This window comes from Celeribacter naphthalenivorans, assembly GCF_020524585.1.
Classification (GTDB): domain Bacteria; phylum Pseudomonadota; class Alphaproteobacteria; order Rhodobacterales; family Rhodobacteraceae; genus Celeribacter; species Celeribacter naphthalenivorans.
Map to the genome: position 1 here is coordinate 413174 of NZ_JAIVLK010000001.1, position 14037 is coordinate 427210.

The 14037-nt window shown below is 58.8% G+C and carries 16 protein-coding genes; 10 read left to right on the plus strand and 6 right to left on the minus strand.

Features of this window, described 5'->3' with window-relative positions; all coding sequences use genetic code 11:
• Positions 1-67 precede the first annotated feature (67 nt).
• Positions 68-406, minus strand: coding sequence for a hypothetical protein (locus LC094_RS02050; RefSeq protein ID WP_226549768.1), 339 nt, complete (start codon positions 404-406; stop codon positions 68-70).
• A 127-nt stretch (positions 407-533) separates the two neighbouring features.
• On the opposite strand from LC094_RS02050, the gene LC094_RS02055 reads away from it, so the two are divergent.
• The gene (locus tag LC094_RS02055) at positions 534-1037 is read left to right on the plus strand and encodes a hypothetical protein (RefSeq protein ID WP_226549771.1); all 504 of its coding nucleotides are present in this window, start codon (positions 534-536) and stop codon (positions 1035-1037) included.
• Positions 1038-1128: 91 nt separating this feature from the next.
• On the opposite strand, the gene LC094_RS02060 is transcribed toward LC094_RS02055, so the two are convergent.
• From LC094_RS02060 to LC094_RS02070, 3 genes are read right to left on the minus strand one after another with little or no spacing between them, the layout of a single operon-like run.
• Positions 1129-1806, minus strand: a complete 678-nt coding sequence (locus tag LC094_RS02060) for a TadE/TadG family type IV pilus assembly protein (protein ID WP_226549775.1) — start codon at positions 1804-1806, stop codon at positions 1129-1131.
• Positions 1807-1816: 10 nt separating this feature from the next.
• Entirely contained in the window at positions 1817-2362 is a 546-nt protein-coding gene (locus LC094_RS02065) for a TadE/TadG family type IV pilus assembly protein (RefSeq protein ID WP_226549777.1), read from the minus strand.
• A complete protein-coding gene (locus LC094_RS02070) occupies positions 2359-3915 on the minus strand; it encodes a pilus assembly protein TadG-related protein (protein ID WP_226549779.1) in 1557 nt (518 codons plus the stop codon). The genes LC094_RS02065 and LC094_RS02070 overlap by 4 nt, the downstream gene beginning before the upstream one ends.
• Positions 3916-4406: 491 nt before the next feature.
• On the opposite strand from LC094_RS02070, the gene dnaG reads away from it, so the two are divergent.
• The 5 genes from dnaG to LC094_RS02095 all read left to right on the plus strand — a co-directional run bounded on the left by dnaG (position 4407) and on the right by LC094_RS02095 (position 10629).
• Positions 4407-6401, plus strand: a complete 1995-nt coding sequence (gene dnaG / locus LC094_RS02075; protein ID WP_226549781.1) for a DNA primase — start codon at positions 4407-4409, stop codon at positions 6399-6401.
• A gap of 312 nt (positions 6402-6713) precedes the next feature.
• Complete coding sequence (gene rpoD / locus LC094_RS02080) at positions 6714-8702, plus strand: RNA polymerase sigma factor RpoD (protein WP_226549783.1); 1989 nt, start codon at positions 6714-6716, stop codon at positions 8700-8702.
• Positions 8703-8743: 41 nt separating this feature from the next.
• Positions 8744-9310 carry a hypothetical protein gene (locus LC094_RS02085; protein WP_226549785.1) on the plus strand — a complete coding sequence of 189 codons (567 nt, stop codon included), beginning with the start codon at positions 8744-8746 and terminating at the stop codon, positions 9308-9310.
• Positions 9311-9539: 229 nt separating this feature from the next.
• Positions 9540-9842 (plus strand): HlyU family transcriptional regulator, encoded by a 303-nt coding sequence (locus LC094_RS02090; protein WP_226549787.1) that lies wholly within the window; start codon positions 9540-9542, stop codon positions 9840-9842.
• Positions 9835-10629 carry a Stf0 family sulfotransferase gene (locus tag LC094_RS02095; protein ID WP_226549790.1) on the plus strand — a complete coding sequence of 265 codons (795 nt, stop codon included), beginning with the start codon at positions 9835-9837 and terminating at the stop codon, positions 10627-10629. Before LC094_RS02090 ends, LC094_RS02095 begins: the two co-directional genes overlap by 8 nt.
• A 20-nt stretch (positions 10630-10649) precedes the next feature.
• Here LC094_RS02095 and LC094_RS02100 read toward each other — a convergent pair whose 3' ends face one another.
• A complete protein-coding gene (locus tag LC094_RS02100; RefSeq protein WP_226549793.1) occupies positions 10650-11081 on the minus strand; it encodes a nuclear transport factor 2 family protein in 432 nt (143 codons plus the stop codon).
• A gap of 113 nt (positions 11082-11194) precedes the next feature.
• On the minus strand, positions 11195-12049 hold the full coding sequence (locus tag LC094_RS02105) for an SDR family oxidoreductase (RefSeq protein WP_226549796.1): 855 nt from the start codon (positions 12047-12049) through the stop codon (positions 11195-11197).
• Positions 12050-12158: 109 nt separating this feature from the next.
• On the opposite strand from LC094_RS02105, the gene LC094_RS02110 reads away from it, so the two are divergent.
• The 4 genes from LC094_RS02110 to LC094_RS02125 all read left to right on the plus strand — a co-directional run bounded on the left by LC094_RS02110 (position 12159) and on the right by LC094_RS02125 (position 13900).
• Positions 12159-12548, plus strand: a complete 390-nt coding sequence (locus LC094_RS02110; RefSeq protein ID WP_226549800.1) for a winged helix-turn-helix transcriptional regulator — start codon at positions 12159-12161, stop codon at positions 12546-12548.
• Positions 12549-12668: 120 nt separating this feature from the next.
• A complete protein-coding gene (locus LC094_RS02115; RefSeq protein ID WP_226549802.1) occupies positions 12669-12926 on the plus strand; it encodes a hypothetical protein in 258 nt (85 codons plus the stop codon).
• Between the two features lie 105 nt (positions 12927-13031).
• The gene (locus LC094_RS02120) at positions 13032-13484 is read left to right on the plus strand and encodes a hypothetical protein (protein WP_226549804.1); all 453 of its coding nucleotides are present in this window, start codon (positions 13032-13034) and stop codon (positions 13482-13484) included.
• Positions 13481-13900: a secondary thiamine-phosphate synthase enzyme YjbQ gene (locus tag LC094_RS02125; RefSeq protein ID WP_226549806.1), complete on the plus strand. Its 420-nt coding sequence runs from the start codon at positions 13481-13483 to the stop codon at positions 13898-13900. Before LC094_RS02120 ends, LC094_RS02125 begins: the two co-directional genes overlap by 4 nt.
• Positions 13901-14037: the final 137 nt, after the last annotated feature.

Below are 14037 nucleotides of genomic sequence, written 5' to 3' on the forward strand. Positions count from 1 at the left end.
CGTTGCGGCCTGTGCCGAGACCTGTGCGCCTGATCCCGTGTGAGCCCCGTATGAGCCGCTGCGGAGATTACTGAGTGGCGTCGAGACGGGTGATGGAGGACAAAAGCAGGCTGCGCTCGGAGGTGCTCAGAACCGGTGTTTGCGACAGGCGGCGGGCACGAGACCGAAGTGCCGCTGCGCGGGCCTCAAGGCTTTGCGCCTGCATTTGGCTGTCTGCCGCCGCCGTCTCATCGGTCGCGCCTTGTGCCAGTGCTGTGGTGTCCAACAGGCTGGGCCAGGCGAGATTTGGGTCCACGGGGGCCACACGCCCCGACAGATCGGGGCGGTCCGTACAGGCCGACAGACCGAGGATCAGAGCGATCAGGCCAGTTGTCAGCAGCGAAGGCATGGCACGGAGATGCGGCATGAGAGATTCCTAAATCAGTGCCCCCGTTCTAGCCCGCGCGGCGCATGTCGACAATCCGCCTTTGCCTTTCCCTTTTCCGCGAGGCGGGCTAAAGCCTTTTGAGCAGAGGACCGCCAGGAGAGAGCCCGTGACCGATCTGAAGACGACCGATCTGAATGTGACGCCATCAATGATGCGGCGCGTGACCGCCGTTGGCATGTTGGTGGTGCTGGGCGTGTTGCTCTTGCGGGTGGCGCTTGGGCCGGAGGGGCTTGGCGGGGGCTGGCTGGCGATGCTTTTGGTGATGGCTGCGGGCGTGTTGTGGGTGGCCTTTCGTCTGTGGCAGGCCACGGCGTTGCGGCTGGTTCTGACCGAAGACGCGCTGGTCGAAGAGGCGGCGGATGGCTCGCGCGGACGGGTGCTCTGCCGGTTGGACGAGATCGCCCGGGTCGAGCGCGGCACCTTTGCCTTCAAACCTTCGAACGGCTTTGTCATCCGGCTGAACGACCCCGCCTCCCGGGTCTGGGCGCCGGGGCTGTGGTGGCGGTTCGGCAAGCGTCTGGGCGTTGGCGGGGTGACACCTGCGGGGCAGGGCAAGGCCATGGCCGATGTGATCGCGGCCCGGATCGGTGGTCTCGGTCGGATCGACTGACCGGATGAACCGGATGGAGAGGTGCCTCTCTTAACACAGGAGCCGGCTATGCGGCAGGCGTTCCTGCGGTTTCAGATGCGGTAAGGACGCTTTAACGCCACCAATTCCAGCCGGAGGTGTTTGTCCCCGTTGAATTGCCCGAGGCATCGACGTCGCTGTCATCGGAATCCTGATGCTCGGCATTGTTGATGTCTGTCGAGCCGTCATCAAACACCACCTGCGAGGCAAAACGCGGCTTCGTGGTGACAATATCGGCGAATTCCAGCTCGGCCAATCCGACCCGGAACAAAGGCATCCAAGGGCGCAGGGTTTCGACCACAACGACCTCTTCGCCGTCGGCCATGAGCGGCAGGCGGGGCTCGAGGACACTGACGCCTTCCCCGCTCAGGGCGCTGTAGTCGCCGATGCCGTAGGACCAGACCATTTCGTAATATTCGTTCTCATCCTCGTCGATCACGAATTTCACGGCGGAGACACGCATGGAGATGTCGCCCTCGTTGTTGAGGAACTTGTAAAGCTCTCCCAATCCGTCGAGGAAGTTCGCATCAATCGTATCGGTCTGACGCGAGATGTAATCTGAGATCGTGTAATTCGCCTTGTTCGCCTGTGTCTTGGCCTCGAAGGCGAGAAAGAATGTGTAGATGAACATGATCAAAAAGATCAGGAACGGGGCCATGAACATGGCCTCCAGGGACATCGAGCCGGCCTCGTCGCGATGAAAGGCCTTGGTCAGTTTGCGCAGGATTTGTTTGGCGTTCATATGTGTCATGCTCGGCCCCTTAACTGTTCGGCTCGTTGACGAAACCGGCGGTTGAGACCAGCGCATAGCCCGAGCCTTCGGTGCGCTGCATGGCGGCGCCCAGCCAGGTGGTCGGGAAAATCGGGTCGACATTGACGCAGGCCCGCACCAGCATCAGCTCGTTTTCGCCGCCGTCTGTAAAGGTGGTGTTCGGCGTCACGTTCTGTGAGCGGTCGATACAGGCCGCGATGGCGTCGGGACGCACAAAGTTGCGGGCATCGACGGGTTCCAGCGCGATGTGGATGTTTTCGTCGCATTTGCGCACGTAACGGGCATATTCGCAGGTCGCGGATTTGAGCCGCGTGAGCGTCACGGTGGGCATGTTGCCCAAACGCACATCGCGCACGGCCAGATCGAGCCCGCGGTCCAGCATGGCGCCGGTCACGGAGTAATAGCCGATCTCATAGCCGCCCATCATCAGGAACATGAAGGCCGGAAACACAAACACGAATTCCACCGTGGCGACGCCGTCCTCGTCTTTGGCGTGACGGCGGCTGAGGCGGCGAAGCTTGGACAGAATGCTCATTGAACCAACCTCAGCTCGGTGATCTTCGTGGCAATGGCAGAGAAGGCCTCGGCAATCTCCATCCCCTCCACATCGTAATAATGTGCGTCCGAAGAGGCGCAGCTGCGCATGACGTTCTGACCGGCAGTCGGGGCCTCGAAGCCGATGGCAAAGATGATGATCCCGGCGTCTTTCGCGGTGGAGCAAATGTCCAACAGGCGGTTGTCCTTGGTGTTCGTGCCGTAGCTTATGCGCGTCGCGTCACGCCAGTTGTAGTAATCGTTGCTGTTGTTCGATGCGAGGTAACGGGCGTAGGCGTGATTGTAGACGGTCATCTTGGACCAGACTTCTGACCAGGTCATTTCCCAGATGTTGCCGGAGCCCAAGCTGTAGGGCAGGCTGCTCGAGACACTGTTGTTCTGGATTTTTGTATAATAGGTCGTGTTCCAGCAATTATAGTAATTGCAGGATCTTCGATTTGCGCTGACATAGACATAGCCGTTCCTGTCCTTGTAGACGCCGGTGTGTTCATCGTCGTCGCGGTAGGGATCGGGCATGAAATATTGGCTGGTGTGCGAGCCGTCGGTCATCACGACGATGAATTTCTGGGCCTCGGACGGATCGGCCGGATGTTCAGAGCCGGAGACCGATTGTGCCGAAGTGTCCAAAAGGGCGACGCCCCATTTCATTCCCAGATCGATCGACGTGTTGCCGTAGGCGGAAAGCGCCGAGATGTAATTCTTGATCTGGCTCTGGTTGTTGGAGAACGGCAGGATCTCACGCGAGCTGGCCGGCGCACAGGTTGGGTCCTGCAAGGCCATGTCCAGATCGTTCCAGTTGTTGTTGAACGCGTCGAAATCCATGGTCTGGTCGTAGTAACGGATCGTGCCTTCGGCATCCGCATATTGCAGCGCCAGCATCGAAAAATCGTCTTCCACGAAGTTGATACAGTGGGATTTGTTATGCGGATTCGAGATGTTGAGTTTGGATAGAATGCCCTGACCCGCATTCACCTGCGTGGCATAGGGAACCACGGAAAAGGACACTTCGTCGCTGCCGGCGCTGGCAAAGACGGTGTCGGTAAAGTCACGCGCGGCGGATTTGAGGTTGGTCAGACGGCTATAGCTGTTCATCGAGCCGGAGACGTCGAGCACCATCGACACCTCAAGGCCCGAAAGACCCTGTTCCGCCATGCTGTGGCTGGCAAGTTCGAGCTCGTTGATGGCGGCGAATTTCATGAAATAGGTGGGCATCGAAGCCTCCACCGAGGCGCTGACTTGACGACCGTCGCCCAGAGGCACGATTTTGATATCGTCCTCTTTGAGATATTGGCTCAGGCCCGCCTTGGCGAAATAGTCGATGATGACGTCTTTGGGGGCGTTGGTGTTTTCAAGGTTGGTTGCGGCAAGAACCGCGCGGTCGAGGGTGTTCTGCAACTCTGTGCGCAACGCTTCGTGACGCACGATGTCGATGCCGATCCCGGCCAGCAGCAGGATGATCACAAAGGTGAACATGCCAAAAATCGTGAAGGAGCCATGCTCGTCACGTGCAAAATCCCGGCGCAAACGCCACATGTCCGCCAGCGCCTTCAGGCGCCCGGAGCTAACAAGATGTTCGGACGCGGGGGTTATCCCTTGGCCCGATTTTAACAGATGAAGTCCCGCTTCGCGGCTTTCAACCTTACCCAACATGACACCGTCTCTTTATGCGAGTGGTGCCCCCAATTCCCCAGTATGTGCTTTGATGTGGCCGGGTTTTCCCGTGCATACACGCCTCACACGGGGCTAAGTTTGATCCGCTCTTTACCAGTCGTAAAGTTCAGAAACGTCTGGCCTTGAAATGGTCACATTCATGGCTTTGATCCCGCCTAAACCGGCGTGATTGACCGGGCTGGATGCAGGGGGTGAAAACGGCGTCTTGGTTTTGCCGCGATTGGCCGTTATTGCGCCGCAGTTCGGCCATGATCCCGCCGCAATGCGATTCGAGGTGCCGGTTTCAACTTGCAGAGGTTGCGCCCTGTCTCGGCTCTGGACCTTGTGCCGATTTTCGGAGAATACTTGCCCTCATGTCATTACCCCCGGGATTCTTGGATGAGCTGCGCAACCGCCTGTCGCTGACCGATGTGGTCGGCCGTAAGGTCATGTGGGATGCGCGCAAATCGAACCCCGGCAAGGGCGACATGTGGGCGCCGTGCCCGTTCCACCACGAAAAATCCGCCTCCTTCCACGTCAACGACAAGGACGGCTATTATTATTGCTTCGGCTGTCACGCCAAGGGCGATGCCATCACCTTTGTGCGCGAGACCGAGAATGTCGGCTTCATGGAGGCCATCGAGATTCTCGCCCAAGAGGCGGGGATGCCGGTGCCAAAAGGCGATCCGAAAGCGCAGGAGAAATCCGACAAGCGCGCAGAGCTGGCCAAGGTCAACGAGGCCGCGAACCGGTTTTTCCGGCTGAACCTCTCGCAACAGGGCGGCGCACAGGCGCGGGCCTATCTCGACAAACGCGGCATGAAGCCCGAGACGCGTGAGCGGTTTGAGATCGGCTTTGCGCCCTCGGGCAATGCGTTGCTCCGAGCGCTGAAAGAACAGGGCATTTCCACCGAACTGGCCATCGAGGCCGGGGTTGCGGCCAAACCCGACGACGGGCGCGACGCTTACGACTTTTTCCGCGATAGGATCACCTTCCCGATCCGCGATGCGCGCGGGCGGCTGATTTCCTTTGGCGGCCGGGCCATGGACCCGAACGCGCGGGCGAAATATCTCAATGGCCCAGAGCGGCTTTTGTTCGACAAGGGTGCTGCGCTCTACAATCATAAGGACGCGCGGGCGGGCTGTGGTCAGGGCCAGACACTGGTGGTGGCCGAGGGCTATATGGACGTGATCGCCATGGCTGAGGCAGGCTTTGAGGCCACCGTGGCGCCTTTGGGCACCGCCATCACCGACCGGCAGTTGCAGCTCATGTGGCGGATGTCCGACGAGCCGGTGATTGCCTTGGATGGCGACAAGGCGGGGCTGCGTGCCGCGTTCCGGCTGATCGATCTGGCGATGCCTTTGCTGCAATCTGGCAAAGGGCTGCGCTTTGCCATTCTGCCCGAGGGTCAGGACCCCGACGAGTTGATCAAGGCCAAGGGGCGCGAGGCGATGCAAGAGGTGCTCGACGGCGCTTTGCCCATGGTCGCGCTTTTGTGGCGGCGCGAAACCGAGGGCAAAGTCTTCGACAGCCCCGAACGCCGTGCCGCGTTGGACAAAAGCCTGCGCGATGCGATCCGGCCCATCGCCGATGCGTCGATCAAAGGCCATTATGGCGAGATCCTCAAAGACATGCGGTTCGAGCTGTTCCGCGGAAAACGCAGTGAAAACGCGCCCTCGGAGACCGGAGAGCGTCGGCCTTGGACACCGTCCGGTGGACGGGGCGGGGGCCGGTTTGGTGGACGGTTCGGCAAAGGGCCCGCCGTGCCGACCGAAGGTCTCAAGGCCTCGCTCATCGTCTCCGGCGACGAGGCGCAGGCCGATCTGATGCGCGAGGCGGTGGTGCTTGCCGTGCTGCTGTGCAATCCCGGCATGGCGCTTCAATTCCTGTCGCAACTCGAAGCGCTGCACCCCCGCACCGAAGAGCACGCGGCACTTCTGCATGCGCTCTTGATCCATGCCGATGTCGAAGAGGCGGAAGAGCTTCGGGAAAAAGTTGCGATGGATGTCGGGCGCGGCCCCCTTGATCGGTTGCTGTCGCATCCCCATGTGCAGATCACGCCCCCCGTGCGGCGGCCCGATCGCGAGATCGCGCAGATGTGCCTCACGGAAGAGCTGGCCAAACTCAAGGCCCGGCGCGGCTATAAAACCGAGCTGGACGAGGGGTTGGCCGATCTCTTGGCGGCAGAAGACGAGAAAGTGACCTGGCGGCTCAGACAGGCCGCTGAGGCCCGCAATCGGGCAACAAAGGCGGAGGCCGAAGATAAAACCGAATTCGACACAGCCGAGAACGGCCTTGAGTTGTCTCGGGATGAACGCGATGCGTTTCGCGCCCTGTTGGACCGGATTGCGCCCGGTCGGCAGAAATAGCTCGCGTGAGACACTGCCGGGGACAATACCTGAGACAAAATGCGCTCAGGAATCGGGCAGAGGTCCGGTTTGACCTGTGTCGGGACGGCACTAGCTCAGTATGCGATGCGTAAAAGCAACGTGCCTGGGCCACTGGTGCAAGCTTGGTTAAGGAAATATGGGTATTCGGGTGGCGAATCGCCGATTCGCATGACATGATTCGTGAAATCAGCCGGACAGTGAGCTGTTCGCAGCGATTCGGGCAAAATCGCACCATCTGGTCTTCGGGGGGGAAACCCGTAAAGACCACAGGATTGATGAGGGGAGAGCCGCATGGCCGCTAAGGACAATGACGACGCCAAGACCGAGGATCAGGATCAGGACGTGATGCTCGACGTGAGCCAGGCCGCGGTCAAAAAGATGATCGGCGAGGCGCGCGAAAAGGGTTACATCACCTACGATCAGCTCAACAAGGTGCTTCCCCCTGAACAGGTGAGCTCGGAACAGATCGAAGATGTGATGTCGATGCTCTCCGAGATGGGCATCAACGTGATCGAAGACGAAGAGGTCGAAGACGAGGACGAGAACGCCAAGGGTGGCGAGCTTGTCACCGCCAACACCTCGCGCGAGGTGGCCGTTGCCGCGTCCGAGACCGAAAAACTCGACCGCACGGACGACCCGGTGCGCATGTATCTGCGTGAGATGGGCTCTGTCGAATTGCTGTCGCGCGAAGGCGAGATCGCGATTGCGAAACGCATCGAGGCCGGCCGCAACACGATGATCGCCGGGCTTTGCGAAAGCCCGCTGACCTTCCAGGCGATCACCATCTGGCACGACGAGCTTCTGTCCGAGGACATTCTTCTGCGCGACGTCATCGACCTTGAGGCCACCTTTGGCGGCGGTGTCGACGGCGATGAGGAGGCGAATGTCGTCGAGGGCCTGAATGTCGGCGGCGGGAACGCCGAGGCTAAGGAAAAAGAACAGGAATACGACGCCGACGGCAATCCGATCTCCACGGATGACGACGACGAGGATGAGGACGAACAGGCCAACATGTCGCTCGCTGCGATGGAAGCGGCGCTGAAGCCTCAGGTTCTCGAAACGCTGGCCCGGATTTCCGAGGATTTCGCCCATCTCTCCGAGATGCAGGACCTGCGGATGTCGGCCACGCTCAATGAGGATGGCTCTTTCTCCGAGGCCGAAGAGGCGCAATATCAACAGCTTCGCTCCGAGATCGTGGTGCTGGTGAACTCGCTGCACCTCCACAACAACCGGATCGAAGCGCTGATCGACCAGCTGTACGGCATCAACAAGCGCATCATGACCATCGACTCGAGCATGGTGAAACTCGCGGACCAAGCGCGGATCAACCGTCGCGAATTCATCGAGGAATACCGCGGTGCCGAGCTTGATCCGAATTGGCTCGACCGCATGGCCGAGAAATCGGGCCGTGGTTGGCAAATGTTCATCGAACGTCACTCCGACAAGGTCGAAGAACTGCGTGGCGAGATGGCCATGGTCGGTCAGTATGTCGGTGTCGACATTTCCGAATTCCGCCGCATCGTGGCACAGGTCCAGAAGGGCGAAAAAGAAGCCCGTCAGGCCAAGAAGGAAATGGTCGAGGCCAACCTTCGCCTCGTGATCTCGATTGCCAAGAAATACACCAACCGTGGCCTGCAATTCCTTGATCTCATTCAGGAAGGCAACATCGGTCTGATGAAGGCGGTCGATAAATTCGAATACCGTCGCGGCTATAAATTCTCGACCTATGCGACTTGGTGGATCCGTCAGGCGATCACGCGGTCCATCGCGGATCAGGCCCGCACCATTCGTATCCCGGTGCATATGATCGAGACGATCAACAAGCTGGTGCGGACCGGCCGTCAGATGCTGCACGAAATCGGTCGCGAACCGACGCCGGAAGAATTGGCCGAAAAGCTGCAAATGCCTTTGGAGAAGGTTCGCAAGGTGATGAAAATCGCCAAGGAGCCGATCTCCCTCGAGACCCCGATCGGCGACGAGGAAGACAGCCAATTGGGCGATTTCATCGAGGACAAGAACGCGGTTCTGCCTCTCGACGCGGCTATCCAGGAGAACCTCAAAGAGACCACCACCCGCGTGCTGGCCTCGCTTACGCCCCGTGAAGAACGCGTGCTGCGGATGCGCTTTGGGATCGGTATGAACACCGACCACACGCTCGAAGAGGTGGGCCAACAGTTCTCCGTGACCCGCGAACGTATTCGTCAGATTGAGGCGAAGGCATTGCGGAAGTTGAAGCACCCAAGCCGGTCGCGGAAGCTGCGGTCGTTCTTGGATCAGTAAAGTTAGAGGCGCCTCCCGAAAGGGGGGCGTTTTTTTGTTTGATGTCTTGTACGCCTGAGCAAAAAGAAAGAGTTGAAGAAGCGCTCTATGTTTGCCTCCGAGGCTTGCAGGCGGCTCTCGCCTTTCGTTCCATCACAGAAACAAAGCACATTGGAGGTCATCCCTTTTTCAATTTGGCTTCCGGGGCGCTTTCAAAAGACTTTGTAACTGAATGGACTAAGTTACTTGGTTCTCGAAGCGAGGATTCACATTGGACAAAAATTCTGCCGGAGGATTGCCACGGTGATTTGCGCGCTGGTTTTGACGCGGATTGTGATCAGCGAAACTGGACAGACGTTCATGCTGAAATGATAGCTTATCGCAATAAATACGTTGTGCATTTGGGGGACCCAGACGGACCGCGTCCTGCAAAACATCCAAATTTTGATGCGCCGATAAACATTTTGAAGCGGCTATACTGCGAGTTGGTGGATTTCTATATGAAGGATTGCGAGGGAGTTAAGACAGGTTTGGTCGATCCGAGTAGCTTGTCTGATGAGTTTTGGGCGAATGACCAAACAAAATGGTGCGCTCTTTTAGAGAAATTGCGAGCAGCGAGTAAAACGTAAAGCTATTTTCATCTTCGCGCGGAACAAGGCCGTAGGCCGCCGCGCATCGCCTGACCGGTCCGGCGGTCTGGCGATTGTGTGAGCGCAAACCTTCGTTCAAATGTCCGACGGATTTTGCGTGCATAAACTGCCCAGTTCAAACCTCAGATCGCCATCCCCCGGTCAGGCAATGCGCGGCTTGCACTTCGGGGACGGGCGTTTCAAAATGCCTCTCAAACAGGAGGCCCAAATGTCCATTCTCTCCAAACTCTTCGGCGGCAAATCTGGTGGCACATCCGGAGCGCAAAGCGCGTCGAAAGAGGACGCAAAGCCTGAACTCTACGGCGATGAGTTCCGCATTTTCCCCGAGCCGATCAAGGAGGCGAACGGCTACCGCGTCGCCGCTCGGATCGAAAAGGACATCGATGGCGTGACCAAGACCCACCACATGATCCGCGCCGACACGATGGGCGGCGAAGATGATGCGCGCATGGCCAGCCTGCACAAGGCGCAGATGTTTATCGACCAGATGGGGGTGCGCATCTTTGACTGACACGGCCCAAAACGCGTCCGTCAACCCGGCTTTCGCCTATCCCGACCAGTTCTCGACCGAGATGGACCTGCCGCTCTTCGAGGGCGCGCCAAAGACCTATCTGATCGCCTCGACGCCTCGCTGCGGCAGCCATTATCTGGGTCATGCGCTGACTGCGATGGGCGGTTTTGGTGTGCCGCTCGAATATCTCAACAAGGGCAATTTCAGCGGCTGGAAAGCCCGGTTCGGGGAGATGGGCCTGCCGGAACTTTTGCACGAAATGATCCGTCACCGCACAAGCCCCAACGGGCGTTTCGGGATCAAGGCGCATTGGAGTCAATTCAGCCCCCACATCGACACCGACAAACTCGCCCCGCTCGGCACCATCGAGCGCGTGATCCACATCTATCGGGGCGACCTTTTGGGGCAGGCGATTTCTTTTGAGAAGGCCAACCAGACCGGCCAATGGATCAGCGGCGCGCCAGTAAAGGGCAAGGCAACCTATCGCTACAGTAAAATCGTCAAGGCGGCGGAGAACCTGCGGGCGCAGAATATGGCTTGGGCGGCCTATCTGACCGAGCATGACTGCGACGTATTACGAGTGGATTATAAATCCCTCATTGCCACGCCTGAGGCAAAACTGACCGAGATCCGCGATTTTCTGGACCCCGACAGTAGGGCCCAACCGCAGCCTTCTGAGCGGACGCAGAAACAGTCCGACAGCCTGTCAAAAGACTGGCGTGAACGGTTTCTGCAAGACATGCGCCCAAGGCACGCCTGGATCGCGGAGCCCTTCGCGTTGGAGTAGCGCCGCTCTCGTGCTGACGATTACGGCGCGGGCGTCCACATCGGATTGCCAGAGGCGGTGTCGCGCACTTCGGGTTGCAGCACATCCCAATGCTCGGCGATCTTGCCGTCCTCGACGCGGAACATGTCGACGCCCACCATCGGCTCTGGGCCCCAGCCTGTTGCGCGGAAATGCACGGCGACCATCTGGGCCTCTTCATCGGCGATCACATTGCCGATCTCATAGGCAAAGCCTTCGGCAGGGGCGCTGGCGAAACCGCGCAGGGTGTCGAGGCCATTCGGAAAATTCGGATTGTGTTGGATGTAATCTTCGCGGAACAGGCGATCGATGGCGGCCACATCCGGCTCGATGAAGACGGCAGTGACGCCCGCGATCACGATGTCACGCGCGCTTTCTGCCTGTGTCGCGATGGGGGCGGCGATCAAGGCCGTCGCCAGTAAAAACTGTTTCATATGTGATCTCCCTTTTAGACATTTAAGCGGTTCGCGGCGCGGCTGACAATCAGCTCCGCGCCGCGAGGATGTTTCGGCCGAGTAAGTCAGGCCAGTATGTTAAGCCAGTATGTTTAGGCGAGCGCGGCTTTGACCGTTTCGGCAATCGGCTCGGTCGGGTGACCGATCAGTTTCGAGAGCGTTTTGCTGTCGTCAAACAGCGACCCTTTGGCGGCTTTCGCATCCGAATCCGCGAGGATCGCAGCGAAGGGACCGGGCAGGCCAGCGCCCACAAGCGCCTCGGTGAATGCGGCTTCGGGCATGTCGGTGTATGTGACCTCTTTGCCGGACAGTTCGGTCACGGTGGCGACATAGTCGGTCAGCGTGTAAGCCGCGTCACCGGCGAGTTCGAGAACTTCGCCGTCATGGCCGCCAGCCAACACGATGGCGGCGGCTTCGGCGTAGTCTTTGCGCGATGCGGTGGCGAGTTTGCCGTCCTGCGCTGCACCGAAATGTTGTCCCAATTCAAGGTCTTGGCCCAACGTCATGGTGATGTTTTCGGAGTACCAACCGTTGCGCAGCAATGTGTGCGGGATGCCGCTGTCCTTGAGCATGGCTTCGGTCGCGATATGCTCTTCGGCCAGCGCCATGTTGCCCGTGTCGGCGTTCAGGATCGAGGTGTAGGCGATGAATTTCACGCCTGCGGCTTTGGCGGCTTTGATGACATTGCCGTGCTGGGTGGCGCGCTGGCCGACTTCCGACGAGGAGATCAGCAGCAGGCGGTCGACACCGGCAAAAGCGGCTTCGAGTGCGGCTTCATCGGTGTAATCGCCGCGACGGGTGGCGATACCTTTGGCGGCATAGGCGTCGGCGGCTTTGTCGGAACGGACGAGGGCGAGGATGTCGTCTTTGGCGACGAGGGTGGCGAGGTGATCGACGACGAGGTGACCGAGTTGGCCGGAGGCGCCGGTGACGAGATAGGTTGTCATGATCTTTCCTTTTGGGATCGTTTCGAATATAAGTCTCATTTAGAGACCAAAATCGCCTTTGAAAAGGAGGCAGTTTTTCGGTCCCAGGTAACATGAAGGGAACCTAGCCATGCGGGATATGCAGCTGAGCCGCCTTGAGGAATGGAAGGCGATGGGATTCGATTTCCAGAACTGCCCTGTGCGGCAGGTGCTGGATCACGTGGCGGCGAAATGGACCTCGCTCATTTTGCTTGAGCTGGAAAACGGGCCGCAGCGGTTCAATGCGCTCGGCCGTGCGCTGCCGGATATTTCCAAACGCATGCTGACGCAGTCTCTGCGCGATCTCGAACGGGACGGGTTGGTCGCGCGCGAAGTGTTTGATACGAAACCGCCTTCGGTCGCCTATAGCCTCACGGATATGGGGCGCTCGTTCCTCGAGCCGCTGCATCATATGATCGTCTGGGCCGAAAGCATGATGCCCCAAGTCGAAGCCGCAAGGGCGCAGTTCGACAAGAGCTGAAATCTCAGGCAAGGCCCCGAAGAAAGGGGCCTTATCCACAGGAAATTCGGGCCTCGATGAAACTCGATTAACCTTTCAGGCGTTTCTTAATCAGAGCTGCAACAGCGATGAGAGAAACACATGACCAAGACGACCAAAATTCTCGCCCTGATCTGTGCTGCCCTTGCGGGGGCTGCGATGGCCTCCCCCTATGTGCCTTTGAGCGATGAGCATCTCAATCCCGAGCCGGTTCTGATCAAGGTGCCTGCCGAAGATTTGGATCGCTGTGTCGCGACATTGGAGCAGGTGTTTTTGGGGCCCGTTGAACAGGCCACCGTGCAAAGCGCGTCTCTGACGAAGGCTGAGGCAGGACCAACCGTGCGGTGCGTCGCGGAATGATGTCATGTGTACGGGGAGGGCAGTTTCCCCGTATTCAGGCCGGGAGAGCCGCGATAATCTGGGCCTATGAAAGCACAATTCCTTATTAGCCTGAGCTGCGCCGTGATGGCCCTTCCATCTTTCGCGCAGGCTCAAGACGAGCCGCTGTTCCAGTGCCAGTTTGACAGCGGCAAAGAGGTCACGCTGCGCACATCTGCGCAGGGCATGTCCTATGTTTTCGGGCGCCCGAACGCCAAGCCTGAACTCTTTCTGCTGCGCAAATATGACGAGATCTTTGTGACGCCTTGGAATGGGGTTGGCGGCTCGATTTGGGAAGATATTGAGGTCAGGAACGCCGATGTGACCTATCGCATCTGGGGGAATTTTGACCGCATGACCGAAGCGCATGAGATCACCGGCGGTATTATGGTTGAACGGGGCGAAGAAGACCTGGCGCGGCTTGAGTGTCTGCCCGGTTCTGTGACATATACCCCTTTCTCTTTCGCGGACGCTTATGAAGCAGCGGGCTATTGTTGGAGTTATGAGACTAGCCAGTGGCAGCAGGGGGCCTGCGAATGAGCCATCGCATCTTTGAGATCACGACGCATGGCCCCGGCCTCTATGAATTCACCACCGATCTGGCGCGCTGGATCGCGGGGGAGGGGGCAATGGAGGCCGCTCTCACCGTGATGGTGCAACACACCTCCGCCTCGCTCGTCATTCAGGAAAACGCCGATCCTGAGGTGCAAACCGATCTCGCCGCGTTTTTCCATCGCTTGGTGCCGCCGACCACCGATCCGTCCATGGCCTATCTCACCCATACCTACGAGGGGCCGGACGATATGCCCGCGCATATCAAATCCGCGCTTTTGCCCACAACACTCACAATTCCTGTTCTAAATGGCCGAATGACGCTTGGAACATGGCAGGGTGTTTACCTTTTCGAACATCGCAGCCGTCCGCACACGCGTCGGGTCATGGCGCTCTTGCGATGACCGTTTGAAAAGAGTGTCCCCACAACATCTAGCGATGCAAATTATCACTACCCAAATTCTGGCCTTCCCCCTATAGTGCCTGTGGATAACTGGGGCAAAGACCCCAGATGACTGAGGCAGTGATGAGATAAGGGGGC